Source organism: Streptomyces sp. SID13726 (assembly GCF_010548375.1).
GTDB lineage: Bacteria > Actinomycetota > Actinomycetes > Streptomycetales > Streptomycetaceae > Streptomyces.
In genome coordinates this window covers 78,129-103,674 of sequence record NZ_JAAGLY010000001.1, presented here as the reverse complement: position 1 = coordinate 103,674, position 25,546 = coordinate 78,129, and the positions used below count along the sequence as shown (strand labels likewise).

Here is a 25,546-nt window from a genome sequence, read left to right as displayed (position 1 = left end):
GGGCCTTCGACGTCGTACGACTACGACCTAGTCGAGGTAGTCGCGCAGCACCTGCGAACGCGACGGGTGGCGCAGCTTCGACATGGTCTTCGACTCGATCTGGCGGATGCGCTCACGCGTGACGCCGTAGACCTTGCCGATCTCGTCGAGGGTCTTCGGCTGACCGTCGGTGAGACCGAAGCGCATGGAGACGACGCCCGCCTCGCGCTCGGACAGGGTGTCGAGCACGGAGTGGAGCTGCTCCTGCAGGAGCGTGAAGCTGACCGCGTCGGCCGGGACGACCGCCTCGGAGTCCTCGATGAGGTCACCGAACTCGCTGTCGCCGTCCTCGCCCAGCGGGGTGTGCAGCGAGATGGGCTCGCGGCCGTACTTCTGGACCTCGATGACCTTCTCGGGGGTCATGTCGAGTTCCTTGGCCAGCTCCTCCGGGGTGGGCTCGCGGCCCAGGTCCTGGAGCATCTGGCGCTGCACGCGCGCGAGCTTGTTGATGACCTCGACCATGTGCACCGGGATACGGATGGTGCGGGCCTGGTCGGCCATGGCGCGGGTGATCGCCTGACGGATCCACCAGGTGGCGTACGTGGAGAACTTGTAGCCCTTGGTGTAGTCGAACTTCTCGACCGCGCGGATCAGACCGAGGTTGCCCTCCTGGATCAGGTCCAGGAACAGCATGCCGCGGCCGGTGTAGCGCTTGGCCAGGGAGACCACCAGACGGAGGTTGGCCTCCAGGAGGTGGTTCTTGGCGCGGCGGCCGTCCTCGGCGATGATCTCCAGCTCGCGCTTGAGCTTGGGGGCCAGCTTGTCGGCGTTGGCCAGCTTGTCCTCGGCGAACAGACCGGCCTCGATGCGCTTGGCGAGCTCGACCTCCTGCTCGGCGTTGAGCAGCGGGACCTTGCCGATCTGCTTGAGGTAGTCCTTGACCGGGTCGGCGGTGGCACCGGCGACGGCGACCTGCTGGGCCGGTGCGTCGTCCTCGTCGTCGTCGGAGAGGACGAAGCCCTTGTTCTCGGCCCCTTCCTCTTCCTCTTCGCCGGGCTTGATCTCCTCGAGGACCTCGTCCTCGACGCCCTCAGCGTCGTCCTTCTTGGCAGCCGTCTTCTTGGCTGCCGCCGCGGTCTTCTTGGTGGCGACCGTCTTCTTCGCGGCCGCCTTCTTCGTGGCGACAGCCTTCTTGGCGACGGGCTTCGCGGGCGTCTCGCCCTCGACGGCGGGCTCAGCGGTGGGAGCCGCCGGGGTGGCGGTGGCGGTGGCCTTCTTCGTGGTCACCGTCTTCGCCGCGACCGTCTTGGTGGCGGTGCGCTTGGCCGGACTCTTCGCTGCGACGCTCTTTCGGGTGCGCTTGGGCTCCGCGGCACTGACCATCAGCGTCACACCCTCTTCCTCGAGGATCTGGTTGAGGCTGCGCAGTACGTTCTTCCACTGAGTGGCCGGAATCTGGTCAGCTTCGAAGGCCCGACGCACGTCGTCGCCGGCGATCTGCCCCTCAGCCTTTCCCCGCTCAATGAGAGCCATGACAGAGACGGACTCGGCGATCTCCGGCGGGAGCGTACGGGATGTGCTGGCCGACACGAACAACCTCTCGGAACGTTGGAAAACGGCTTCCGGCCCCGTCCAGGACGGACAGGAGCCGACCACCGGCCTGGGAAGGGGCCGACGGCGCGGGCGGGGGCCGGGAAGATGCACAGCGCCTGAAACGGCGTCCGTATTCCCTCCGCGGCTGTCACCTCTTAGGTCATCGCGCTGCTCCCGCGAGCGTTACGCCCAATCTGCGTGGCCCGAGTCACACCCCGTAAGCGCTCAAAATCGGTCAGACACGGGCAGAGGAGGTCAGTGACCGTGTCGACCAGCAGCGCTCGACGGACGCCGCCACCACGCCGCGCCGTCGGACCCCGCAGGGTCGCCGAGGATCCTGCGGGGTCCGACGGAGGCGGTTCGGCGGCCGGACGATGCCGCAGGAGGGGAAGGACACCTCCGGCCGGGCCGCCCGCGGTGCGCGGTCAGTGCTCGCGCGGGGCGGGCACCACGCGCTCCACCTCGGGGTGGACGGTGAGCAGTTGACGCATGGCGTTCTCGGCCGCCGATCCGTCACCGGCGGCGAGGGCGTCGGCGATCCGGCCGTGGTGCGCCAGCGACGACTCGTTCGGCCGGTCACAGCCGGTGACGGGCCCGCCGGAGACCTGAAGGGCGGCCGAGACGATCCCCGAGAGATGCTCCAGCATGCGGTTGCCCGCGAGCTGGATCAGCAGGGAGTGGAACTCGGCGTCGGCACGGGAAAAGGTGAGCGCGTCACCCTGGCCCATGGCGTGTCCCATGATCTCGACCATGTCGCCGAGACGCTGCTGAACGTCCTCACGGCCGTGCCCGGCGGCCAGCCGCGCGGCGAGCGGCTCGATCGTCCAGCGCAGCTCGCTCAGCTCACGGCGCTGGTCGTCGCGCTGCGGTCCGAAGGCCCGCCATTCGATGATGTCCGGGTCCAGGAGGTTCCAGTCGCTGACGGGACGCACGCGCGTGCCGACGTTCGGGCGGGCGCTGACCAGTCCCTTGGCCTCCAGCACACGGAGCGACTCGCGGACGACAGTGCGGGAGACCTCGAAGCGCTGGCCGATCTCCTCGGGCACCAGCGGCCGGTCGGCGCCCAGGTCACCGGAGACGATCATCTGGCCCAACTGCTGGACGAGTTGGCCGTGCAGTCCGCGCCCGCGGCTTCCTGCGGCACGTCGGCCCACGCGGCCCAGCTCCGGGTCCACCGCGTCCCAGATGGGGGATCCGACGCGGTCGGGGGCCGGGGCCTCGGCGTAGGGGTAGCGGTCGAGTTCGCCCGGGCCGGCCAGACCGGAGTCGGCGGAGCGGGCGGCGGTCATCATGGTGTGCGCAAGGGTACTCACGGATCCTTTGTCGGCGCCGTCCCCAACTCCCTTGAGGTCTTTGGTGAAAAGCACACGAAAGGGTGATCGCTCACCCCGTCGCAATTGACGCCTTATCGGAAAGAAATGCGCTTTCGTCGGGGAGTTGTGCGCAGGTCGGGACCGGAAGCGCACGGACGGTCGTCATCGGACCCTGCTGCGCAGGCCGGTGAGCAGATACGCGCACACCAGGGCAGTCAGCGACAACGTCAGCGCGCCGCCCACAGGTTGGGCGATCACCCGCACCGCTCCGGCCAGATAGCGCTCTCCACCGAAGGGCCACTGCAGCAGGAACACCTCCCGCAACCGCGCGGGAAGCCCGGCCGCAGCCCGCAGGGAAGCCCCTTCCAGCGCCTTCTGTACAAGGGGTACGACGACGACAGGTACGGCGACCACCGCCGCGAGCCCGGCCGTGGTGGACCGGAAGGTGCCGGCGGCCAGGACCCCGGCCCATGCGCAGCCGACCACGAGTCCGAACCAACTCGCGCTCAGCGACAACCAGTCGGCGGGAACTTCCGTGAGCTCTCGTCCGTAGACGAGATAGAGCACTTCGGCGTCGCAGCCCAGCGTGAGAAAGGCCAGTGTCAGCGCGGTGGCAGCGGCGACGACGAGTTTCGCGGCGAGCAGCCCCAGCCGACGGGGCACGGTGCCGCGGTCCGCGGCCAGGGCGGGGTGGCGGAACTCGTCGCCGAACGCGAGCGCCCCGAGCAGCCCGGCCCCGAGCGCCGCGGGCGGCAGCGGCAGCTCCCTGGGCCACGCGGCCAGCAGTCGCGGCTGCGGGGTGTGACCGACTCTGGCCAGGAGTACGGCGATGAGGGCGGACACGACGAGAACGACAGCACCGGTGAGGAACCCGGTCCCCACCCCCGCGGCCCGCCGCAGCTCGTAGCGCAGGGGGCGCAGCGGACTGGGCGCCGATCTCACGGAGATGGGGGGCGGGAGGGGGGACAGCGGGGCGGTGACCTTGGGGACCGCTACGGAGACCGAAGTCGTACGACCGCTGCGGGCCGCCGGAGCCTCAAAGGTGTCCCCGCTTCCGCGCACCGCCTCATCGTCGCGGCACGCACCCGGGCTCTCCCGCTCCGGCTGAGCGCCACGCGCCTCCGGTTCGCGTTCGGCAGGCGACCTCTGACCGCCCTGCACGACCGCCACAGCCCCCGACAGCGCTGCCGACGCCCCGGCCTCGATGCCCTCACCAGCCCCCGGCCATGAGCCCTGGGCCGGCTCCCCGGGAAGCGGCCCCGCGCCCGGCCCCATGTCTCCGACCTCGTCCGCGAGTTGATGGACGAGGATGCCGTGGCGGAAGGCAGTCTCGCCGACGTCGGCGCATGTACTGCCGTACACGGACAGCCGGTTGCCGCCGTCCCGGACGACTTCGACGGAGCGGTGTGCCGTGCGGGCCTCCTTGGCGAGCAGGGCGGCGAGGCGGGCGGCATGCGGGGTGCGGACGGCGACGCGGGGGCGCAGCCTGGTCCGGGCGAACTCCCCGGCCTCCTGGTCGGCCGCGAGTCTGCCCTGCTCCAGGGTGATGACACGATCGGCTGCGCGCGCGGCCTCCTTGGGCTCGGGCGTGGTGAACAGGACCGTGCCGCCCTGGGCGGCGTGCGCGCGCAGCATGCCGTGCAGCCAGTGGCTCTCACGGGTGGAGAGCCCGTCGGCGGGATCGTCCAGCACGAGGGTGTGCGGGTCCGACAACAGAGCGCAGGCCAGGCCGAGGCGACGGTCCATGCCGCGCGACAGGGTGCCGAGCCGCTCGTCGCGCAGGCTGACGAGGCCCACCACTTCGAGCACCTCGTCGGCACGCCGGACCGGAACGCCCGTCGCGGCACAGAGCATGCGCAGATGGCCACGCACGGAGCGCGCGGGATGGCCCGGCACATCCCCCATTAGCACGCCGACCTCGCGCGAGGGGTGGGCGATGCGGTGCAGGGGGCGGCCTCTGAAGTAGGTGATGCCACGGCCATGTTGGAGTTCGAGCATCAGTCTGAGCGCCGTCGTCTTGCCCGCGCCCGACGCTCCGAGGAGGGCGGTGACGCGTCCCGCTCGCGCTTCGAAGGACACGTCGTCGACCGCGGGCGGGAGGTCCTTGCGGGAGTTGCTGGTCAGTCCGAAGGCCTGGATCACCCGTAGCAAGATAGCGCGTTATGTCCGGTTTTCCGGGTCGTCACACCTCGGGGCGCAGCATCGGAGGGTTGAGGAGCGTGGCGCCTCCGGCCCGGAAGAGCTGGGCGGGGCGGCCTCCTTGACGCGTGGTCGTACCTCCGGTGGGGACCAGGAAGCCCGGGGTGCCCGTCACCTTGCGGTGGAAGTTGCGCGGGTCGAGGGCCACACCCCAGACCGCCTCGTAGACGCGGCGCAGCTCGCCGACGGTGAACTCGGGCGGGCAGAACGCGGTGGCCAGGGAGGAGTACTCGATCTTCGAACGGGCGCGCTCCACACCGTCCGCCAGGATCTGCGCGTGGTCGAAGGCCAGCGGCGCAACCGGCTCCTCGCCATCGCGACCGTAACCGCCCTTCTGCAGCAGCTCCTCGACCGGCGCCCAGCGCGCGTTGCTGGCGTCACCGCCCGCTCGGGGAGCGGGCAGGTCGGGGGCGAGAGCGAGGTGCGCGACGCTGACCACCCGCATCCGGGGATCGCGCTTGGGGTCGCCGTAGGTCGCGAGCTGTTCCAGATGTGCCCCGTTGTCCTGGACGGGTACGGCGGGGTCGTGCGCGCGCAGCCCGGTCTCCTCTGCCAGCTCACGGGCCGCCGCCTGCGCCAGATCCTCGTCGGCCCGCACGAAGCCGCCGGGAAGCGCCCAGCGTCCCTGGAACGGCGGCTCCCCCCTGCGCACCGCGAGCGCGCACAGGGAGTGACGACGCACGGTCAGTACGACCAGGTCCACGGTGACGGCGAAGGGCGGAAAGGCTGACGGGTCGTAGGGCATGCGGCGATCATAGTCGTCTGCCTGACGATAAACACTCCCTTCGTCAGCCGCATCCCACGCTGATCCACGGCGGCCCCGAGCAGGTCCGAGCCGTGGCCGCGGTCTTCGCCGGATGCGGTGTCGTCCGAGGTCAGGCTCCCAGTTGCAGTCCTTCGGCCGCCTCCTCGACCATGGCGAGCCCGAGTCTGCTGACCCGCACGGAGAAAGGCGCTCCGGCGACCCTCAGTCCTGTCAGGCCGATCTCGCCGAGGGGCGCGCTGCGCACGGGACGCAGCGTCACCGTTCCGGCGGGCGCGTCCGGGCGGATGCCGACGAGGGTGCTCAGCAGCAGGACCCCCGCGGCCGCCGCCGTGGCCGCGGGTCTACAGGCGGCCGGATGGGGGAGCGGGGCGCTTCCCTCGGTGCGTTGCTCGCCCGCGTACATCTCGGGGAGCCGATGGCCGAAGGTCTCGGCAGCGGCGAGCAGCCCGCGCAGGAGCGAATCGGCCTCCTTCTCGTACCCGGCGGCGGCCAGTCCCGCGACGGCGACAGCCGTCTCGTGGACGCGCACGGCACCGGTGCGGTGGCCGAAGGGGTTGTAGCCGACTTCCTTGGCGCCCAAGCCGCGCAGTCCCCAGCCGGAGTCCATGGCCGGGCCTCCGAGCAGCCGGGCGAGTTGTTCGGTCTGCACTCGGTCGAGCAGCCCCGGTGCCTGCTCTCCTCCGCCGAGCAGGCCGGTGTCCAGCAGATGGACGGCGGTGGCCGCGAGGTGCGGCACGAGACGTCCGTCGGGAGCGCGGGCAGCGGCCGGGCGGCCCCCTCCGCGGTCCTCGAACCAGAACTCCTCGCGGAAGGCCGTCCGCAGCTCTCCGGCCCATTGCCGCAGCTCGGCGCCGCCCGGTCGGTCGAACGTGTCCAGGAGGTCGGCGCCCAGGAGGGCGGCGCGATGGGCGTGCGCCTGTGTCTCGCAGCGCACCGGGCCGCCGGGCTGCGGGTCGCGTAGGTACATTGCCTCGCCCACGGTCGCCCGCAGCCAGCCGAGACAACGCTCTGCCGTGGGGAGCAGTTCCTCCGTCTCCTGCCGCGAGAGCCCCCAGCGGAAGGCCTCGGCGAGCAGCGCGGGGAAGAGCAGGGTGGACTCGGTGCCCGTGCAGGCGGCCGGGAGATGACCTCCCGCGTCCCGGCGGGGCCCGGGAATAATGCCGGACTGTTTCGCCTGCCCTCGGAGTTGGGTGCGCGCGAGGGTGCGGAGGGTCCCGGCGGCGAGCCGGGTACCGAGGGGCAGTGTCATCCGGGCGGCGACCAGCGCCTCGGCCGGGGCCAGGCCGCAGCGCCAAGGGGCTCCGGCCGCGAGGTGGGTGTCGGTCGGGTGAGCGGGGTCGCGCAGCAGTAAGGACTGGAGGTCGGCAATGCTCGTGTCCAGGAGGAGCTGGACCCCGGGGTGGTCTCCTGTCGCACGTGCGGGCGCGAGGGGGCTGGTCGCCGCGCGTCCCACAGCCCTGACGGGACCAGCGCCGTCGAGTCGGAAGCGCAACTCCAGGCCGGCCGTGCCACCGGGGGCCAGTTCGAACTCCCAGCGCAACAGACCTGCCGACGCCAGCGCGTCGGTGGGCGGCGGATCGGCCGTGACCGAGGCGCCACTGGTCGCGCAGGACCAGCGCAGGCCCGAGTCGTGGACGCTCGCCGGCAGCTCGGGTCCCGTGCGGCCCGACGCGATCGCGCCCAGGTCGGCCAGGTCCGTGCCGAGCGCCACCTCCACCGGCAGCCGCAGCGGGCGGGCGGCCGCGCTGTGGAGCGTGATGCGTTCCGTCCCGTCCGCCTGGCGTGTGCGTTCGACGACGACGTCCGGGTCCGGGCCCGCTCCCGGCGAGACGCGCACAGTGCCCACGAAGCGCGCGCGATCCGCCCCGGTAGTCCGCGCCTGCACCGCGATCGGTTCCCGGCCGGCTACTCGGACCTGGCAGCGGGAGAGCACACGTCGGCCCGCGCGGTAGAAGCCCTCCAGCCCCTGGCCGGTCAACTGCCCTTGGTCCGTGGAGATCGCGAGCCCCGGAAGCGCCACGCAGATGATGGCCGCGTGCGCCGGAGGCAGGCCGACGGAACCCCGGGAGCCCGGGGGTGGCTGGCCGGGTGGGAAAGGCGACGGCGGACGGGGAGTACGGCCGGTGGCTGGGGCCGCGGTCCAGTTCTGCTCGGTCGACGTCGACGGACGCCGACCGTGTTCCGCTGAACCCCACGGTGACGGCGAAGAAGCGCCGCCCTCCCGGCCGGGCTCGGGAGCCGGATGCCGACGATGCTCCGCCGTGGCCGCCATGCGCTGGGTACCGCTCGGGAACCTCGGCTCGGACGGGCCCGTGTCCATGGCGCGCGGCGAGTCGGCGATCTCCCTCCAGGACGGCGCTGGATCGGACAGGTCAGGACGGTCGTCGTCACCGGCGGAGAGGGTCGGCTGGCACTCGGCAGGCGGAGTCGGATGACGGATGGCCGTCGGCATCGGCTGACGCGTGGCGGGCGGAGTCGGCTGACGCGTGGCGGGCGGAGTCGGCTGACGCGTGGCGGGCGGAGTCGGCTGTCGCATGGCGGGCGGAGTCGGCTGATGCAAGGGGCGCTTCCTCTGCGCTCTGCGCGCCTCGGGCGGGTGCGGCGCCCGGTGCGGGGCTCCTGAAGGACTAGGGCGGTGCGGCGGCCCGCCTCGGTCAGGCGTTCCGCCACTCAGGTGAACGGGGTGGGCCTCTTCGGGGTCACGCCCGCGGGCACGGAAGCCGACCGAATGGCGGCGGGCCGGATCCGCCACCCGACGGTCCGGATCCGCCACCCGACGGCACAGGCGGGACCACCCGCGTGCGACACGGCTCCAACAGTCGTTCATCCCTCCTCCTCGGCGGCACCGCCCGCGGGCTGCGCGCCCTCGGCCCGGCGTGTGCCGCCCTTCCCCGTGGCGCGTCGGCGGACGGCACCGGGACGCGTACTGCCGGTCGCCCGCGCGCGGGGCCGGGATTCCTCCGAGCAGGACGGGCGTGCTTCCGCGTCGGCGGGACGAGGCAGGGCGTCTGTGCGCACACCAGCACGCGTCCGCCTACGTCGGCGGGAGGCAGTGCCGGTCGAGGGTGCCGACAGCGTCTCATCGGTGGCGGACGGGGTCTCCTTCTCGTCGCCGGCCTGCCCCGCTTCCATCCGCGCGCGTGCTTCACGTCCCACGCGCTCCGCGCGCAGGCAGCGGCGGATCGACTCCGGGTCCAGGCCCTCGTTGCAGGCCTGGTGCAGGAGCCGGGCGAAGAGGTAACCGGGGTCCGCGCCAAGGGCCATGGCCAAGGCTTCCCTGGCCTCGATCTCGTCGCCCGCCGACCACGCGACCCACCCGGCGAGGGTGAGCGGCGCCGCCGCGTGTTCGCCATAGGGGCCGACGCAGCGGCGGGCCAGCGCGCGCCACAGTCGCAGAGCCGGTCCGGCTTCCTCCGCCTCCATCCATTCGGCGGCGCGGTCTCGGGTCGTGCGGTCCTGGAGGCCGAGGACGAGCGCCGCCGCTTCGTCGTGCCCAAGCAGTTCGTCGTCCCTCAGGTCCGCCTGAAGGGTTCCCGCGACGGGCGGTGCTTCGGTGAACCGGGTCATGACCTGACCGGCCAACCGCAGGGTCTCCTGGGCCACGTCCACCCGGCTCTCCATGTCGAGCATCCTGGGGACGAGGCCCATGCCCGCGGTGTCCAGGGCGACTTCCTGTTCCAGCGCAGCCGCCGTCTCCCAGGGCTGCAACCTGGCCCGCAACTCGCGCAGGGTGCCGCGGACCTGGAGCCCGGCGTAGGTGGCCGCGGCGGCGAGTACCGAAGTGCCGGGCAGGCCCATCGGCAGCCCCTCCGCCGGGCAGCACTCCTCGCTCGGGCAGCAGTACGACCAATAGCGGCCGCCCGAGATGCACAACGCCTCGATCACCGGGACGTCGAGCCGGCCGCATTCCGTGCGCAGCAGCCCGGCCAGCGGGGCGAGTCGCTGCGTGACCTGCTTTCCGGTCTCACCGGCCGCCGGTTCCTGGCAGAGGTAGGCGACCATCTGCTCGGGCCGGGCGCCCCTGCGCTCACTGCCGGTGATGAGTCCCTGGGCCAACTGCCGGGCCACGGCGGCCCAGTCGTCCGTGTTCGTGGGAATGCCGAGCCGGGCCCGCCCGCCGAACCTGCCACGCCCGCCGCGGTCGTGCAGGGAGACCAGGACGATGCTGTCCTCGGGGCGATAGCCGAGCAGGTACGGCAGGGCGTCCGCCAGTTCACCGGGGGTCCGCAGGGTCACCTGGTGTTCGGCGCCGTGGGCGTCGTATCCGACGCGGTCACCAATGCCCGAGCCGACGCCGTCACGGCTGCCGCTGTTCCCACCGTTGCCATTGTTCCCGATGTTGCCGTTGTTCCCGCTGTTGCCGTTTCCGGATGATCCGGTCGTTTCGCTGTGGTTCGTCATGCGCAGACGATCTCGCGGATCTTGAGATTCCGCTTGAGCCTGTGGATAAGTCCGATCAGGGCCACGACAAGCGTCGTTCCGTCGTCCACAGGCCGACCGCCATGACGTCCGGCTGTCGGAGGCGTCCTGTTGTATGGGAGCCATGACGCACACGAGCAAGACGGAGTTGCGCGAGGCTGCCGACACGGTCCTCGCCCGGCTCGTCGGGGACGAGACCGGAGCGGCGCGACTGCGCGAGGACCAGTGGCGGGCGATCGAGGCGCTGGTCGCCGACAAGCGCCGCGCCCTGGTCGTGCAGCGCACGGGCTGGGGCAAGTCCGCGGTGTACTTCGTGGCGACGGCCCTGCTGCGCGAGAGCGGCGCGGGACCGACCGTGATCGTCTCCCCGCTGCTCGCGCTCATGCGCAACCAGGTGGACGCCGCCGCCAGAGCCGGCATTCGCGCCCGGACCATCAACTCCTCCAATCCCGAGGAGTGGGAGACCATCCGGTCCGAGGTCGCCGAGGGCACCGTGGACGTGCTGCTCGTGAGCCCGGAGCGGCTCAACAACCCGGACTTCCGGGACAACGTCCTGCCGGAACTGTCCGCCGCCACCGGACTCCTCGTCGTCGACGAGGCGCACTGCATCTCCGACTGGGGCCACGACTTCCGCCCCGACTACCGCCGGCTGCGCACCATGCTCACCGATCTCCCGCCTGGTGTACCGGTGCTCGCCACCACAGCCACCGCCAACGCGCGTGTGACCGCGGACGTGGCCGAGCAACTGGGCACCGGCAGCGGCTCGGACGCGCTGGTCCTGCGCGGCCCGCTCGACCGCGAGAGCCTCAGCCTGGGCGTGCTCCAACTGCCCGACGCGGCCCACCGCCTGGCCTGGCTCGCTGATCACCTCGACGACCTGCCGGGCTCCGGAATCATCTACACCCTCACCGTCGCGGCCGCCGAGGAGATCACCGCGTTCCTGCGCCAGTGCGGGCACACCGTCGCCTCGTACACCGGCCGGACGGAGAACGCCGAACGCCAGCAGGCCGAGGAGGCCCTCCTCGCGAACAAGGTCAAGGCGCTGGTGGCCACCTCCGCACTCGGCATGGGGTTCGACAAGCCCGACCTCGGTTTCGTCGTCCACGTCGGATCGCCCTCCTCCCCCATCGCCTACTACCAGCAGGTGGGTCGCGCCGGGCGAGGAGTCGAGCACGCCGAGGTGCTGCTCCTGCCCGGCCGCGAGGACGAGGCGATCTGGGCCTACTTCGCCTCGGTCGCCTTCCCCTCCGAGGAGGCCGTACGACGCACCCTCGACACCCTCGCCCAGGCGGACCGGCCGCTGTCGCTGCCCGCGCTCGAACCGCTGGTGGAGCTGAACCGCACCCGCCTGGAGATCATGCTGAAGGTGCTCGACGTGGACGGCGCGGTCCACCGGGTCAAGGGCGGCTGGATCGCCACCGGTACGCCGTGGACGTACGACACCGAGCGCTACGCCTGGGTGGCCAAGCAGCGCACCGACGAGCAGCAGGCCATGCGCGACTACGCCACCACCACGGGCTGCCGCATGGAGTTCCTGCGGCGCCAGCTCGACGACGAGCAGGCGGCGCCCTGCGGCCGTTGCGACAACTGCGCCGGTCCTCGCTTCACCGCGGACATCTCCCCCGCCGCCCTGGACACGGCAGGCGGCTCGCTCGCCCGCGCCGGTGTCGTGGTGGAGCCCCGCCAGATGTGGCCCACCGGTCTTCCGGCCATCGGTGTCGACCTCAAGGGCCGCATCCCGCCCTCCGAGCAGGCCACGGCCGGCCGGGCCCTCGGGCGGCTCTCGGACATCGGCTGGGGCAACCGGCTCCGCCCGCTGCTCGCACCTCAGACTCCGGACGCCCCGGTCCCTGACGACGTGGCGAACGCCGCCGTGACCGTACTGGCCGACTGGGCCAAGGCACCCGACGGCTGGGCATCGGGGGCACCTGACGCACCGGCCCGCCCCGTCGGAGTGGTCACCGTGCCCTCGCGCAGCCGGCCCCAGTTGGTGCACTCCCTCGGCACCCGCATCTCCACCGTGGGACGCATCCCGTTCCTGGGATCCCTCGCGTACACGGACGACTCCGGCGGAGTCTCCCTGCCCCGCTCCAACAGCGCCCAGCGCCTGCGCGCCCTGCACGGAGCACTGATCGTTCCGCCGTCCCTGAAGGAGGCGTTGGAGGCGGCCGACGGTCCCGTGCTCCTCGTCGATGACATGACCGAGACCGGCTGGACACTCGCGGTCGCGGCCCGGCTGCTGTTGCGCTCCGGTGCCCGGGGGGTGTTGCCTCTGGTACTGGCGGTGCGGGGCTGAGCAGGCACCGGGCACGGCACGAGGGTCCCCGCGTGCGTCGCTACGGTCCACGTGCGCGTGCCGATCCGGGCCTCCAGGAGCCGGACTCGGCGCCCCCAGGCGTCGCCCGGTAAAACACTGGGTAGGGATATAAGCCACGAACCATCTGATTCGGGTCGGTGGCCCCAATTGCTCGTTGCCGCAACCAAGTTCGACAGGAAGAATTGAGGTCCGCTCCCCGCACGGCTCGCCCGTGGACCGGTAGGGCTCTGCTGCGGTGCGCGCTCCCCCGAATCCGACCCCGCCCGCCGTATGGGCGCGTAGCCGAAGGGAGGACCGTGACCTTCGGACTCGCTCCGTCCTCCGCGGCGTCCATGTCGTCAGCCGACCTGTCCGCCGCATCCGCCAACCCTCTGGCCCGTCTGCTCGAACCCGCGGAGTGGGCCGAGGCCGGAATCCCGCTGCTGCGCAATCCGCGCGAGGTCGTCAGCGGGCTGCACTCCCGGCACCGGCCCAAGCCGGCGACCGCGATCGTGGCGGTCCTCGACCCGGACGAACGGCTGCGGGCGAGCGCCTCGTTCACGCGCCGTCCGGCCCCGGCGGACGGCTGGATGTTCCGGAACACGCTGCTCGCCCAGCTGCGCCGGGTGATCCCGCACGATCTGCGGCGCCGTACCCCCGTGCGCACCGCTGTGCTGCTCTACTGCCGTGAGGGCGACGCGCGTTGGACGGAGGAGGACGGAGCCTGGATGTGGGGCCTGCGTGACGCCTGCACCCTGCACGGGCTGCGCTGCGGCGCGTACATCACGCTGACCCGGGACGGCTGGCAGGTCCTCGGCGAGGGACGCGGCGGACGCCGCCCGAACGCGGACTCCGCGCCGGAGCCCTTCGCGACGTCCGAGTCACCACCCTTGCTGCCGCGCACCGGTGGCGCCGCCTCGGAGGTCCTGCGCCGCGCGGCGGCCCGCTGAGGCCGTCACCGACGACCGTCTTCAGGCCGTACGTCCCCGACGTACGGCGGCGAAGTCGTACGGCACGCCTGGGACTCTCCGCGCACGGATGAGTCCCCGAAACCGGCGCGGCCCGGTGGCCCGTGTTGAACCGAGCACCGGTCTCCACGCTCCGACGCGGGCATGCCAAACAACGCGCCGTACAGGTGCCGCGCGAGCGGCACCTTCGTCAGCCCCCGGTGGCCCTCCGGACGTACCTGGGCCGGCTCAGACGCCTGCGCCCAGTACCGAGTTGATCTGCTGCGGGTCACCGCAGACGATCAGCAGGGCGCCGGCTCGGGCATGGGCCAGCGGCAGGGCGTCCGCGGGAGCGGAGTCGGCACCACCGTTGACGGCGACCACGACCACGGGACGGGACTTGGCGCGCGCAACCGTGTCGGCGTGTGCGTAGAACACGTCGTCACCGGCGTCGTGCTGAGCCCAGTAGGCGGCTTCACCGAAGGACAGTTCGTGGGCGGCCCACGGGTGTTGATCGCCGGTGGTGATCACCAGCACGTCACCGGGGGCGCGACCCGAGTCCAGCAGAAGGTCTACGGCTTCCTCGGCAGCGTCGAGCGCACCCGCGGCCGAAGCCGGGATGAGCTGGACCTGCGGGGTCACCGAAGCCGGAGCCGGAACAGAGGCGGCGGGGGCAGTGGGGCCCGGCAGTCCGGGCTTGGCCACGGCCACGTCGTGCGGCGTCCGTTGCACCGGCGGCGCGGGCCGCGACGGGCCGGGACGACCGGGGCGCGGCGGAGCCGCAGGGCGTGGACCGGGTACGGGACGGGGGGTCGGCGCGACGCGGCCGCTGGCCGGAGTGGCGCGGGGACCCTGGGCACTCTCGTGAATCTGAGGCTCCTCGGGAATGAGAGGCATGAGCTGATATTTATCAAACGTTGGTGCGACTCGCGTGAGCGGGTGGCACATCAGTGCGAGCGGAACCGTCAGAAATCGAAGCCCAGCTGGCCCTCGATCTTCGGAACGCTTCCCTCCACCCAGCTGCGAGCCTTCTTGAGGTGCCGCCACTGGGGCAGCGCATCAAGATACGCCCACGACAACCGGTGGTACGGAGTGGGGCCCCGTACCTCCAGCGCGGCCTTGTGCACCGGCGAGGGATACCCGGCATTGGCCGCAAAATCGAAGTCTGCATGGTCGATACCCAGTTCGGCCATCATTTTGTCGCGCTGAACCTTGGCGATCACCGAGGCCGCCGCGACGGCCACACAGGACTGGTCGCCCTTGATGACGGTCCTGACCTTCCAGGGCGTCCCGAGATAGTCGTGCTTCCCGTCGAGGATCACGGCGTCGGGACGGACCGGCAGAGCGTCCAGGGCACGCACGGCGGCGGTCCGCAGAGCCGCCGTCATCCCCAGGTCGTCGATCTCCTCCGGGGAGGCATGCCCCAGGGCGAACGACGTGACCCACTTGCGCAGTTCCTCGTCCAGTTCGTTACGGCGCTTGACGCTCAGCAGCTTGGAGTCGGTGAGGCCTTGGGGCGGTCGACGCAGTCCGGTGATCGCGGCACACACGGTGACGGGACCGGCCCAGGCACCGCGCCCGACCTCGTCGACACCGGCAATGATCTTCGCTCCGGTCGTGGCGCGGAGGGAGCGCTCGACGGTGTGAGTAGGTGGTTCGTACGGCATGGCGTCCTTAGCGTACGCCGCCCGGATCACCCTGCGACACCCCGGTTTCCCCGGACGGCGCCACGACCGCCACGAACTCCGTTCAGGGGCCGTTCGTCCGCAGCAGCGGCATCACGAAATGGTCGATCATCCCCTCCACGTCCTCGTCGCTCCATTCGCTACCGCGCATCTTGGAGCGGTACATCATCATGGCCGGGATGGCATCGAAGACATAGTCGTTCGCCGCGTCCGGGCGCACCTCGCCCCGCTCTATTCCGCGGGTGATGATCTCGCGAAGCAGCTCGACGCTCGGCTCCACGACCCCCTTGAAGATCACCGCATGGAAGCGCTCCGCCTGCGCCTGGTCGCATTCGTGAATCACCGCACGCAGCGCGAACCCGGGGCGCGAGAACATCGCCTCGCGCGCCTGCCTGCACAGTTCGAGCAGATCCTCGCGCACGTCGCCGAGGTCGGGCGCCTCATCAAAGCGCGGCAGCCCGGCCCGCAGGGCCTCAGCGACGAGGTCCTCCTTGGACGGCCAGCGGCGATAGACCGCGGCCTTGCCGGTCTGGGCTCCGGCGGCGACGCCTTCCATCGTGAGGCCGTTCCAGCCGACCGTGCTGAGCTGCTCCAGCGCGGCGTCGAGGATCGCGCGCTCCAGCACGGCGCCACGCCTGCGAAGGGCGGCCGACTGGGCAGGGGCGGCCGTCCAGTGCGAGGTAACCATCTGAATGTCTCCAGCGAACAAGGAAGCGGGGATTCCGGGGAGGGGGAACGCACCGCACAGCGACACAGGGGGATACGCCGTGCGGCAACAAAGCCAAGTGAACGCTTGCGTTCACTAGTGGGGACTCACTACCGTTGACGCGGCAGTGAACGCCACCGTTCACTAAAGCGCTTGTGGGGGACCCATAGTGACAACCTCTCAGTTGATCCAGAACCAGAAACCGGGTGCGGCCCGCCGGGAAGGACGCCCCGGCATCGCGCTCACCGTCATCGCGGCCTGCCAACTCATGGTGGTACTCGACGCGACGATTGTGAACATCGCGCTGCCGCACATTCAAGACGCTCTCAAGTTCAGCACCACCGACCTCACGTGGGTCGTCAGCGCCTACACGCTCACCTTCGGTGGCCTGCTGCTTCTCGGCGGCCGGGCAGGCGACATCCTGGGACGCCGCCGGGTCTTCATGACCGGCATCCTGCTCTTCACCTTCGCCTCGCTGCTCGGCGGCCTCGCCCAGGAACCCTGGCAACTGCTGGCCGCACGCGTCCTTCAGGGCATGGGTGGCGCGATCGCGTCGCCCACCTCGCTGGCGCTGATCACCACCACGTTCCCCGAAGGCCCCGAGCGGAACCGGGCCTTCGGTGTCTTCGCCGCCGTCTCCGCGGGCGGTGGTGCCATCGGCCTGCTCGCCGGAGGCATGCTCACCGAGTGGCTCGACTGGCGCTGGGTGCTGTTCGTCAACGTGCCGATCGGTGTCCTGATCGCTGTGCTCACCCCGCTGTACATCAGTGAGTCCGAGCGGCACACCGGCCGCTTCGACATAGCGGGCGCCCTGACCTCCACAGGAGGCATGGCCCTGCTCGTGTACGGCTTCATCCGCGCCGCGGACCAGGGCTGGCGGGACGGCCTGACCATCGGGTCCTTCGGTGTCGCGGTGGTGCTCCTGCTGGCCTTCGCGTTCATCGAGTCGCGCGCCAAGGAACCCATCACGCCACTGCGGATGTTCGCCGACCGCAACCGCTCGGGCACGTACGTGATCATGCTGAGCCTCGCCGCCGCGATGTTCGGGATGTTCTTCTACATCGTGCTCTTCGTCCAGAACGTGCTGGACTACACCCCGATCGAGGCCGGCCTCGCCTTCCTGCCCGTGACCGTCGTGATCGCGCTGGGCGCGGGCCTGTCGCAGCGGTTCCTGCCGGTGTTCGGTCCCAAGCCGTTCATGCTCACGGGTTCGGCGCTCGCGGTCGCCGGACTCGCCTGGCAGGCCCTCATCAGCTCCGACAGCTCCTACGCAGGCGGAGTCCTCGGCCCCATGCTGATCTTCGGCTTCGGCATGGGCCTGAACTTCGTGACGCTGACGATCACGGCCGTCTCCGGTGTCGCCCAGCACGAGGCGGGCGCTGCCTCCGGACTGCTCAACACCACGCAGCAGGTGGGTGGTTCGCTCGGTCTGTCCATTCTGACGACGGTGTTCGGGTCGGCCAGCAAGGACGAGGCGGAGAAGCAGCTCCCGAACTTCATGGCCGACGGATCGGCGGAGCAGAAGGCGGAGTTCGCCAAGACGCACCAGCTGCCCGCCCCGTGGGGTCACGAAGTGCTCGCCCAAGGCATCTCTGCGGGCTTCGTCGCGGCTGCCGCGATCGCCGTACTCGCGCTGATCAGCGCCTGGTTGGTGATCAAGGTCCGCAAGAGCGACCTGGAGGCGCTCGCCGGCACGGCCGGTCCGGGTATCGGCTGACCGATCCGGGCTCACGACAAGCCGCGGACGGCCAGGCCGGGTCCAGGGGACCGACGGCGAGGACCACGGTCCGGCCATCCGCCCGACGAGAGCCGACAACAACACGGCAACCACCGACAACAAGCCCACAACCCCACCCCCTGCACCTCTCCCGTGACTCCTGCGCGCACCGGGCCCACCGGTTCACACCGGTCGCACAGCAACTGCCACGACAACGAGCGCACGGTCACGCAGAGTTCCCGACATGCACGGAGAGTTTCGGCGATGCGGCCGCAGACACCGAGCGCCGAGCCTGAAGCCTCAAGCCCGAGCCCCCGGCCCCGGCCCGGCCCCGAGAAGTTCCAACCGCAGATCCCGAGCGCCGCGCTCCTACCCCGACACCCGCAACCACTCAGGAAAGCCCTCGGTCCGCTCGACCCACTCGACAGACGGCGTCCCCGCCTTCCCGCCGGCGATCACACCACCCACGATGGCGCAGGTCGTGTCCACGTCCCCGCCGACCTGCGCGGTCGTCCAGAAGGCCGTTTCGTAGTCGCCGAGGGACCGGGCCGCCGACCAGAGCGCGAACGGCACGGTGTCGTGGGCCGTCGTCCGGCGTCCGCAGCCGAGCACGGCCGCGACGGTGGAGGCGTCCTTGTAGTCGAGCATGTCCCGCGCCCGCCGCAGCCCCGCGCCGACGGCACTCTTCGGGACGAGCGCGATGACGCCGTCGAGAAGCGCGCCGGGGCTGGGAGGCCCGCCGGGAGCGGCCGCCAGCGCGGCAGCCGCGGCGACGGCCATGGCGCCGACGACGGCCTCCCGGTGCTGATGCGTGGGATACGCCGAGATCTCCGCCTGGTGGGTCGCCTGCTCCGGATCGTCCGCGTAGAAGGCCCCGAGGGGCGGGATCCGCATCGCCGCGCCGTTGCCCCAGGAACCCTGCCCGTTGAAGAGGGCCGCGGCGAGCTCACGCCAGTCGCCGCCCTCCCGGACCAGCCGCAGCAGCCGGTTGACGGCGGGGCCGTAGCCACGGTCGAAGTCGTGGTGCTGGGCGAAGGAGTGCGCCAGGGCGTCCTGGTCGATGCGGTGGTGGGCGGCCAGGACGGCCACCACGGAGCAGGCCATCTCGGTGTCGTCCGTCCACTGCCAGAGGCCGGCCGGCAGCTCACGGTTCTTCAGCAGCGGGTAGTTCACCGGAACGAAGAACTGCGAGCCCAGCGCGTCTCCCACGGCCAGGCCGCGCAGACTGGCCAGAGCGCGCTCCAGGCGTCTTTCGGGTGAGGAGTCAGCGGTCATCGGTCTGCCACTCTAATCGGTGATCCCGTACGGTTCCGGATCTCGCCAGCGTTCGAAGGGCCGGTCGAGCGCGTACTTGTCGTCGTCCCCGAGAACGAGCATCCGCATTTCCGCGTTCCCCGGGTTCGACAGCGACTCGAACTCCGCAACCGTCCAGTGGAACCAGCGCATGCAGAACAGCCGCATGGCCAGGCCGTGGGTGACGATCAGGACGTTGGGCGGATGGTCGGGCGCCTCGAAGCTGCGGAACAGGCTCTCCAGGAATCCGCCGACCCGGTCGTACACGTCGGCTCCGGACTCGCCCTGGGCGAACCGGTAGAAGAAGTGCCCGTAGGCGTCCCGATAGGCCTTCTGAAGCCTTACGTCGTCGCGGTCCTGCCAGTTCCCCCAGTCCTGCTCGCGCAGCCGGGGTTCCTCGCGCACTCGTATGAGATCGGGGTCCAGATGGAAGGCGCGCAGTGTCTCGTGCGTGCGGCGGTACGGAGAGACGTACACGCTGACGGGTTCACTGCCGAGCACCTCTCGCAGCCGTTTTCCTGTCTCCTCCGCCTGCTGCCAGCCCCGTTCCGTCAGGGCCAGAGCGTGGTCGGGCTCGCGTTCATACACGGTGTCATCAACATTGCCCGTTGACTCCCCGTGCCGGACAAGGACGATTCGCCGTGGTCGTGCCATGCCAAGACCCTAGATCGGGTGAGGGCGTATCGAGCACTCGTACGGGCTCCATACGGCGTAGGTCACACATTTCCCGCACCATCGGCCCCTATGAGGGCACGTTTTGCGGGTTGGGATTTCAAACTGTCCAGGCTGGTTCGAGATCGACGATGTCACCCGTGAGGGCCGCGACATCGGCTTCCGTCTGGGCGCGCAGGGCGAGCCGCTCCACGCGTTCGGCGCGGTACTTGCCGTGCTCGGCAGCCGACCGCCACATGGAGAGCACCAGGAACTCGTGCCCGGGAGCCTCCCCGAACAGCCCGCGGATCATGCCGGGCGATCCCGCCATGGCCGGGTTCCAGACCTTCTCCTGCATCAGGGCGAAGTGCTCGGCGCGCTCCTCGTGGACCCGGCAGTGGGCGAACCGCACCAGGTCGGCATCGGTGAAGCGCGGTTCGAAGCCGGTCTTCACGTCGAAACGGTAGTCGAACAGCTTGACCTGGATGTCCTTGAACGTGCCTGACTGGGCCGCCGCGAGCCGGTCATGGGAACGCGCCATGAAGGAGTCGTAGAAGGAACGGCTCTCCCAGAAGGAGAAGATGTGCGCCACACCCTGCCGCCCCCGGCTCCAGCCTCCGCCCTGTCCCCGAAACCCCGGCTCTCCCAGAAGCCCCGCCCACTTTCGCTGCCCCCGCTCGAAGCCGCGGCGGTCCACCACGGTGCAGCGAATCCACTTGACCAGCACCGCGCCATCGTAAGGCCACGGAGCGTGGCGCCGGTCACGCTCGGGGGCACAGTCGGCCCGCGAGTGTCAGACGCACGTGGCAGGATGGACAACCGGTCTTGCCTGACCGGCAGTTCGGGCCGGGGACAGAGGGGGAAGGGGACGCCTGGTGAGCGGCATCAACAAGGGGATCCGCAAGGTCGAGGTCGCGCTCAAGTGGGATCCGAGTCCGGCGGGACAGCCGGCCACCGACCTGGACATCGTCGCCGCGACCTATCTGCAGAGCGATCCGTACGGCGATCCCGCCTACGTGGTCCACTTCGACAGCCGCTCCCCCGACGGCACCATCTACCTCAACCGGGACAGCAAGGACGGCAAGGGCTTCGGCTGGGACGAGGTCATGACGCTCGAACTCGAGCGCCTGGACGCCCGGTACGCGCGCGTGGTGGTCGGCACCGTCATCCAGCAGCGCTCCGCGCACCGCACCTTCGTCGGCGTGCTCAATCCGGCACTGCGCATCCGAGAGGGCTACACGGTCCTGGCCGAGGACGACTTCGGCGGGGTCCTGAGCGGTACGGCCGCGAAGGTCGCGGAGTTCGTCCGCCAGGACTCCGGCACCTGGGACTTCCACCCCGGGATCGACGGCTTCGAGGACGACCCTGCGACCTTCACCAGGACCATGGGCCGGGCCTGACGCGTCAGCCGGCGGTCCATCCGGGGACCGTCGGCAGCACCGTCTCGGCGACCCTGAGCAGGGCGAGGTCGTCGGGCACCACATCGTCCTGGCGCCATATGGTGACTTCGTAGAAGCCGCCGCCGTCCTTGGTGTCCTTGGCGACCAGCAGACTGCGGGCGATGCCACCGGGGCCGGTGTCGACCTTGCCGCCACCGAGGTTGAAGTTGAGGGCGATGGTCCGGTCCGAGTAGATGACCGCCGGGTGCCCGCCTATCGTCCTGGTCCGCGCGGAACTCCCCAGGAAGCCGGCCATCTCGGCCACCGGGATGTCGTCGTCGGACGTCGAGAGCTTCACGGAGTAGGTGTCCAGCTGGATCTCCGCCTCGGGCGTGACGGTCTTGGTGCCGTCGGCCCAGGAGCTCATGCTCTCCTTGCCGCTGGCGTTCATCGCGTACTCGGTGGGTGTGCCGAGCAGCGTGGGCAGGTCGGCCCGGTTCAGCGCCGTGCACAACTGCGCCCCGGAGACGGGCTTCGACGGCCGGGTGCCGTCCGTGGTGTGACACGCCGCCGGCTCGGGGTCTTCGGACTTCTGCTGAAAGGTCCCTGACAACAGAAGAGCGGCGAGGGCCCCGACGACCACCAGAGCCGCGACAGCCTGGCCCCACTCGTTCATGCCCTTCTCGGGCTGCGCCGCGCTCTGTGCGGCATCGGCGATCTGCTGCTCCGCCATGTTCCCCGTGTCCCCCACCCTGCTGGTCGCGCCGGTCGTGCGCTGGGGGAGCTTAGCCTGTGATCGCCCTGTGGAGAAACGGAAAAGACCAAGGGCGGTTGGGGTCCGGATCCGGACCCCAACCGCCCTGTACGGCTAGGTCACATCAGCTGCAGCCGCTGGTGGACCCGCAGCCCTCGCAGATGTAGCAGGAACCGGCCCGCTGCATCTTCGTACCGCAGGAGAAGCACAGCGGGGCGTCGGCCTGGATGCCCAGCTGCATCTCCACCAGCTCGGCGCTGGTGTGGGCCTGCTTCGGGGCCGGCTGGGCCGCCTCGACCTCGGCCTTCGGCGTGACAACGGCCTTCAGCTCCTGGGCGCGCGGCGCCGACTGGGCCAGGCCCTCCACGTCGACCTCGTCCTCGGTCGGCTCGTAGGAGCCGGTCTCCAGGTGCCGCTGACGCTCCTCGGCGGAGTGGATACCGAGCGCGGAGCGCGTCTCGAAGGGCAGGAAGTCCAGCGCCAGGCGGCGGAAGATGTAGTCGACGATCGACTGCGCCATCCGCACGTCCGGGTCGTCCGTCATACCGGCCGGCTCGAAGCGCATGTTGGTGAACTTCGAGACGTACGTCTCCAGCGGCACGCCGTACTGGAGGCCGACGGACACCGCGATGGAGAAGGCGTCCATCATGCCCGCGAGGGTGGAGCCCTGCTTGGACATCTTCAGGAAGACCTCGCCGAGACCGTCGTCCGGGTAGGAGTTGGCGGTCATGTAGCCCTCGGCGCCGCCGACGGTGAAGGACGTCGTGATGCCGGGACGACCCTTCGGGAGGCGCTTGCGGACCGGGCGGTACTCGATGACCTTCTCGACCGTCTCGCGGATGGTCGCTTCGGCCTTCTCGGTGACCTCGGTCTTCTCCTTCTCCTTGGTCTTGGCGGAGAGGGGCTGGCCGACCTTGCAGTTGTCGCGGTAGATGGCGAGCGCCTTGACGCCCATCTTCCAGGCCTCGAAGTAGACCTCTTCGACGTCCTCGACGGTCGCCGACTCCGGCAGGTTGACCGTCTTGGAGAGCGCGCCGGAGATCCAGGGCTGGATCGCGGCCATCATGCGGACGTGGCCCATCGCGGAGATGGAGCGCTCGCCCATGGCGCAGTCGAACACCTCGTAGTGCTCGTGCTTGAGGCCGGGGGCGTCGATCACATTGCCGTTCTCGGCGATGTGGGCGACGATCGCCTCGATCTGCTCCTCCTGGTAGCCCAGGCGGCGCAGGGCCTGCGGGACGGTGCCGTTGACGATCTGCATCGAGCCGCCGCCGACCAGCTTCTTGAACTTGACCAGAGCGAGGTCGGGCTCAAGACCGGTGGTGTCGCAGGACATCGCGAGACCGATGGTGCCGGTCGGAGCGATGACCGACGCCTGGGCGTTACGGAAACCGTTCTTCTCGCCGAGGCGCAGCACGTCCTGCCAGGACTCCGTGGCGGCGGCCCAGATCGGCGTGTCCAGGTCGTCCATGCGGACGGCCTTGGTGTTCTCGTCGGCGTGCTGCTTCATGACCCGCAGGTGCGGCTGCGCGTTGCGGGCGTAGCCGTCGTACGCGCCGACGACCGCGGCGAGTTCGGCGGAGCGCTTGTACGACGTGCCGGTCATCAGGGAGGTGATGGCCCCGGCGAGCGCGCGGCCGCCGTCCGAGTCGTACGCGTGGCCGGTCGCCATCAGCAGGGCGCCGAGGTTGGCGTAGCCGATGCCGAGCTGGCGGAACGCGCGCGTGTTCTCGCCGATCTTCTGCGTCGGGAAGTCCGCGAAGCAGATGGAGATGTCCATCGCCGTGATGACGAGCTCGACGACCTTCGCGAAGCGCTCGACCTCGAAGGACTGGTGGCCCTTGCCGTCGTCCTTGAGGAACTTCATGAGGTTCAGCGAGGCGAGGTTGCAGGACGTGTTGTCCAGGTGCATGTACTCGCTGCACGGGTTCGAGCCGTTGATCCGGCCGGACTCCGGGCAGGTGTGCCAGTGGTTGATGGTGTCGTCGTACTGGATGCCCGGGTCGGCGCAGGCCCAGGCCGCCTCGGCCATCTTGCGGAACAGCGACTTGGCCTCGACCTCTTCGATGACCTCGCCGGTCATCCGGGACGTCAGGCCGAACTTGCCGCCCGTCTCGACGGCCTTCATGAACGTGTCGTTCACACGGACCGAGTTGTTGGCGTTCTGGTACTGCACCGACGTGATGTCGTCGCCGCCCAGATCCATGTCGAAGCCCGCGTCGCGCAGCGCGCGGATCTTCTCCTCTTCCTTCACCTTGGTCTCGATGAAGTCCTCGATGTCGGGGTGGTCGACGTCGAGGATGACCATCTTGGCGGCGCGACGCGTGGCGCCGCCCGACTTGATCGTTCCTGCGGAGGCGTCGGCACCGCGCATGAAGGAGACGGGACCGGAGGCGTTGCCGCCCGAGGACAGCAGCTCCTTGGAGGAGCGGATGCGGGAGAGGTTCAGGCCGGCGCCGGAGCCGCCCTTGAAGATCATGCCCTCTTCCTTGTACCAGTCGAGGATCGACTCCATGGAGTCGTCGACGGCCAGGATGAAGCAGGCGGAGACCTGCTGCGGCTGGGGCGTACCGACGTTGAACCACACAGGGCTGTTGAAGCTGAAGATCTGGTGCAGGAGGGCGTACGCCAGCTCGTGCTCGAAGATCTCGGCGTCGGCGGGCGAGGCGAAGTACTTGTAGTCCTCGCCGGCCTTCCGGTACGTCTTCACGATGCGGTCGATCAGCTGCTTGAGGCCGGTCTCGCGCTGCGGGGTGCCGACGGCACCGCGGAAGTACTTGCTGGTGACGATGTTGACCGCGTTCACCGACCAGAAGTCGGGGAACTCGACGCCACGCTGCTCGAAGTTGACCGAGCCGTCGCGCCAGTTGGTCATGACGACGTCACGGCGCTCCCAGGCCACCTCGTCGTACGGGTGTACGCCGGGGGTGGTGTGGATGCGCTCGATGCGCAGGCCCTTGTTCGCAGCCGCCTTGGTGCCCTTGGCGCGGGAACTCCGTGCCGGACCGCTCGCCGTCTCTGTCATGCCGCCTCCCTGTACGGGCTAAAACGCCCTGAAGTGCCACGATGTTCCCGTGGCACGGTGTTGTGTCTGGTGTTGCAGGCATTTCTCGCTGCCGCCCGCAACAGGTCTTCGATCGCCGCCGTACGACCGGACCGAGCCCTGAAAGTCCCGGTCCGGCCCGCCGATCAGTCGGCGGCGCGGGCGGGCTCGGGGACTTGAGTCCCTCCGGGCCCGCGATCGTCTTCCTGGCTCCCCGCGACGGCTTCCTCGCCGCCCGCAGCCTCTCCGCGGTCCTCGTCGTCCGCGGCGGGGGGTCCCGTCTGCCTCAGTTCCGTGATCGCGGCCTGGAAGTCGTCGAGCGAGTCGAACGCCCGGTAGACGGAGGCGAATCGCAGATAGGCGACGAGATCGAGCTCCTGCAACGGGCCGAGTATGGCCAGCCCCACGTCATGGGTGGTCAGCTCGGCGCTTCCGGTGGCCCGCACCGCCTCCTCGACCCGTTGGCCGAGCTGGGCGAGCGCGTCCTCGGTGACAGGCCGCCCCTGGCATGCCTTGCGCACACCGTTGATGACCTTGGTACGACTGAAAGGCTCGGTGACTCCGGACCGCTTGACCACCATGAGCGAGCACGTCTCCACGGTCGTGAAACGACGGGAGCAGTCCGGACACTGGCGGCGCCTGCGGATCGACGTGCCGTCGTCGGTCGTACGACTGTCGACGACACGACTGTCGGGGTGCCTGCAGAAGGGGCAGTGCATGAGCTTCCCAACCCTCCTCACAGCAGACTCAATAGCCTCGCTGAGCCCCATGGGCCCCTCGAAGCAGCCCCAAGCATAGGCGATCGC

19 protein-coding genes are annotated in these 25,546 nt (G+C 70.3%); 4 read left to right on the top strand and 15 right to left on the bottom strand.

All coding sequences use genetic code 11. The features are described from left to right. Positions 1-27 precede the first annotated feature (27 nt). The 6 genes from G3I78_RS00415 to G3I78_RS00390 all read right to left on the bottom strand — a co-directional run bounded on the left by G3I78_RS00415 (position 28) and on the right by G3I78_RS00390 (position 10,251). The gene (locus G3I78_RS00415) at positions 28-1,569 is read right to left on the bottom strand and encodes an RNA polymerase sigma factor (protein ID WP_164420681.1); all 1,542 of its coding nucleotides are present in this window, start codon (positions 1,567-1,569) and stop codon (positions 28-30) included. Between the two features lie 428 nt (positions 1,570-1,997). Beyond that, positions 1,998-2,885 carry a FadR/GntR family transcriptional regulator gene (locus tag G3I78_RS00410; protein ID WP_164420680.1) on the bottom strand — a complete coding sequence of 296 codons (888 nt, stop codon included), beginning with the start codon at positions 2,883-2,885 and terminating at the stop codon, positions 1,998-2,000. A gap of 162 nt (positions 2,886-3,047) precedes the next feature. Beyond that, complete coding sequence (locus G3I78_RS00405) at positions 3,048-5,027, bottom strand: ABC transporter ATP-binding protein (protein ID WP_164420679.1); 1,980 nt, start codon at positions 5,025-5,027, stop codon at positions 3,048-3,050. 40 nt (positions 5,028-5,067) lie between these two features. Next, a complete protein-coding gene (locus G3I78_RS00400; RefSeq protein ID WP_164420678.1) occupies positions 5,068-5,829 on the bottom strand; it encodes an NUDIX hydrolase in 762 nt (253 codons plus the stop codon). A gap of 130 nt (positions 5,830-5,959) precedes the next feature. After that, positions 5,960-7,870 carry a glycogen debranching N-terminal domain-containing protein gene (locus G3I78_RS00395; protein WP_343243618.1) on the bottom strand — a complete coding sequence of 637 codons (1,911 nt, stop codon included), beginning with the start codon at positions 7,868-7,870 and terminating at the stop codon, positions 5,960-5,962. 803 nt (positions 7,871-8,673) lie between these two features. Continuing rightward, positions 8,674-10,251: a DUF4192 domain-containing protein gene (locus G3I78_RS00390; RefSeq protein WP_164420677.1), complete on the bottom strand. Its 1,578-nt coding sequence runs from the start codon at positions 10,249-10,251 to the stop codon at positions 8,674-8,676. A gap of 142 nt (positions 10,252-10,393) precedes the next feature. Between G3I78_RS00390 and G3I78_RS00385 the strand changes: the two genes are divergently transcribed. Next, positions 10,394-12,565, top strand: a complete 2,172-nt coding sequence (locus G3I78_RS00385) for a RecQ family ATP-dependent DNA helicase (protein ID WP_164420676.1) — start codon at positions 10,394-10,396, stop codon at positions 12,563-12,565. A gap of 317 nt (positions 12,566-12,882) precedes the next feature. Then, complete coding sequence (locus tag G3I78_RS00380; protein ID WP_164420675.1) at positions 12,883-13,515, top strand: hypothetical protein; 633 nt, start codon at positions 12,883-12,885, stop codon at positions 13,513-13,515. A gap of 246 nt (positions 13,516-13,761) precedes the next feature. Here G3I78_RS00380 and G3I78_RS00375 read toward each other — a convergent pair whose 3' ends face one another. From G3I78_RS00375 to G3I78_RS00365, 3 genes are all read right to left on the bottom strand, one after another. Then, entirely contained in the window at positions 13,762-14,409 is a 648-nt protein-coding gene (locus G3I78_RS00375; RefSeq protein ID WP_164420674.1) for a hypothetical protein, read from the bottom strand. A 68-nt stretch (positions 14,410-14,477) separates the two neighbouring features. Continuing rightward, entirely contained in the window at positions 14,478-15,179 is a 702-nt protein-coding gene (locus G3I78_RS00370) for a ribonuclease HII (RefSeq protein WP_164420673.1), read from the bottom strand. A gap of 82 nt (positions 15,180-15,261) precedes the next feature. Then, entirely contained in the window at positions 15,262-15,885 is a 624-nt protein-coding gene (locus tag G3I78_RS00365; RefSeq protein ID WP_164420672.1) for a TetR/AcrR family transcriptional regulator, read from the bottom strand. Positions 15,886-16,072: 187 nt separating this feature from the next. Here G3I78_RS00365 and G3I78_RS00360 point away from each other — a divergent pair, with 187 nt between their 5' ends. Next, positions 16,073-17,620, top strand: coding sequence for an MFS transporter (locus G3I78_RS00360; protein WP_164420671.1), 1,548 nt, complete (start codon positions 16,073-16,075; stop codon positions 17,618-17,620). A 369-nt stretch (positions 17,621-17,989) separates the two neighbouring features. Here the strand turns inward: G3I78_RS00360 and G3I78_RS00355 are convergent, their stop codons facing one another. The 3 genes from G3I78_RS00355 to G3I78_RS00345 form a co-directional block, all read right to left on the bottom strand. Next, positions 17,990-18,895: an ADP-ribosylglycohydrolase family protein gene (locus tag G3I78_RS00355; protein ID WP_164420670.1), complete on the bottom strand. Its 906-nt coding sequence runs from the start codon at positions 18,893-18,895 to the stop codon at positions 17,990-17,992. 12 nt (positions 18,896-18,907) lie between these two features. Further along, positions 18,908-19,567 (bottom strand): histidine phosphatase family protein, encoded by a 660-nt coding sequence (locus G3I78_RS00350; RefSeq protein WP_164420669.1) that lies wholly within the window; start codon positions 19,565-19,567, stop codon positions 18,908-18,910. 118 nt (positions 19,568-19,685) lie between these two features. Continuing rightward, the gene (locus G3I78_RS00345; RefSeq protein WP_164420668.1) at positions 19,686-20,291 is read right to left on the bottom strand and encodes a YdbC family protein; all 606 of its coding nucleotides are present in this window, start codon (positions 20,289-20,291) and stop codon (positions 19,686-19,688) included. 148 nt (positions 20,292-20,439) lie between these two features. On the opposite strand from G3I78_RS00345, the gene G3I78_RS00340 reads away from it, so the two are divergent. Further along, the gene (locus G3I78_RS00340) at positions 20,440-20,964 is read left to right on the top strand and encodes a TerD family protein (RefSeq protein ID WP_164420667.1); all 525 of its coding nucleotides are present in this window, start codon (positions 20,440-20,442) and stop codon (positions 20,962-20,964) included. A gap of 4 nt (positions 20,965-20,968) precedes the next feature. On the opposite strand, the gene G3I78_RS00335 is transcribed toward G3I78_RS00340, so the two are convergent. The 3 genes from G3I78_RS00335 to nrdR form a co-directional block, all read right to left on the bottom strand. Further along, entirely contained in the window at positions 20,969-21,676 is a 708-nt protein-coding gene (locus G3I78_RS00335) for a DUF6215 domain-containing protein (protein ID WP_164420666.1), read from the bottom strand. Between the two features lie 145 nt (positions 21,677-21,821). Beyond that, positions 21,822-24,722 carry a vitamin B12-dependent ribonucleotide reductase gene (locus G3I78_RS00330; protein WP_164420665.1) on the bottom strand — a complete coding sequence of 967 codons (2,901 nt, stop codon included), beginning with the start codon at positions 24,720-24,722 and terminating at the stop codon, positions 21,822-21,824. Positions 24,723-24,886: 164 nt separating this feature from the next. Then, positions 24,887-25,459, bottom strand: a complete 573-nt coding sequence (gene nrdR / locus G3I78_RS00325) for a transcriptional regulator NrdR (RefSeq protein ID WP_164420664.1) — start codon at positions 25,457-25,459, stop codon at positions 24,887-24,889. Positions 25,460-25,546: the final 87 nt, after the last annotated feature.

Coding starts and splice junctions, on each gene's coding strand:
- G3I78_RS00400 (WP_164420678.1), bottom strand. CDS start 5,829: ATGCCCTACGACCCGTCAGCCTTTCCGCCCTTCGCCGTCACCGTGGAC.
- G3I78_RS00350 (WP_164420669.1), bottom strand. CDS start 19,567: ATGGCACGACCACGGCGAATCGTCCTTGTCCGGCACGGGGAGTCAACG.
- G3I78_RS00355 (WP_164420670.1), bottom strand. CDS start 18,895: ATGACCGCTGACTCCTCACCCGAAAGACGCCTGGAGCGCGCTCTGGCC.
- G3I78_RS00365 (WP_164420672.1), bottom strand. CDS start 15,885: ATGGTTACCTCGCACTGGACGGCCGCCCCTGCCCAGTCGGCCGCCCTT.
- G3I78_RS00335 (WP_164420666.1), bottom strand. CDS start 21,676: ATGGCGGAGCAGCAGATCGCCGATGCCGCACAGAGCGCGGCGCAGCCC.
- G3I78_RS00385 (WP_164420676.1), top strand. CDS start 10,394: ATGACGCACACGAGCAAGACGGAGTTGCGCGAGGCTGCCGACACGGTC.
- G3I78_RS00375 (WP_164420674.1), bottom strand. CDS start 14,409: ATGCCTCTCATTCCCGAGGAGCCTCAGATTCACGAGAGTGCCCAGGGT.
- nrdR (WP_164420664.1), bottom strand. CDS start 25,459: ATGCACTGCCCCTTCTGCAGGCACCCCGACAGTCGTGTCGTCGACAGT.
- G3I78_RS00330 (WP_164420665.1), bottom strand. CDS start 24,722: ATGACAGAGACGGCGAGCGGTCCGGCACGGAGTTCCCGCGCCAAGGGC.
- G3I78_RS00390 (WP_164420677.1), bottom strand. CDS start 10,251: ATGACGAACCACAGCGAAACGACCGGATCATCCGGAAACGGCAACAGC.
- G3I78_RS00370 (WP_164420673.1), bottom strand. CDS start 15,179: ATGCCGTACGAACCACCTACTCACACCGTCGAGCGCTCCCTCCGCGCC.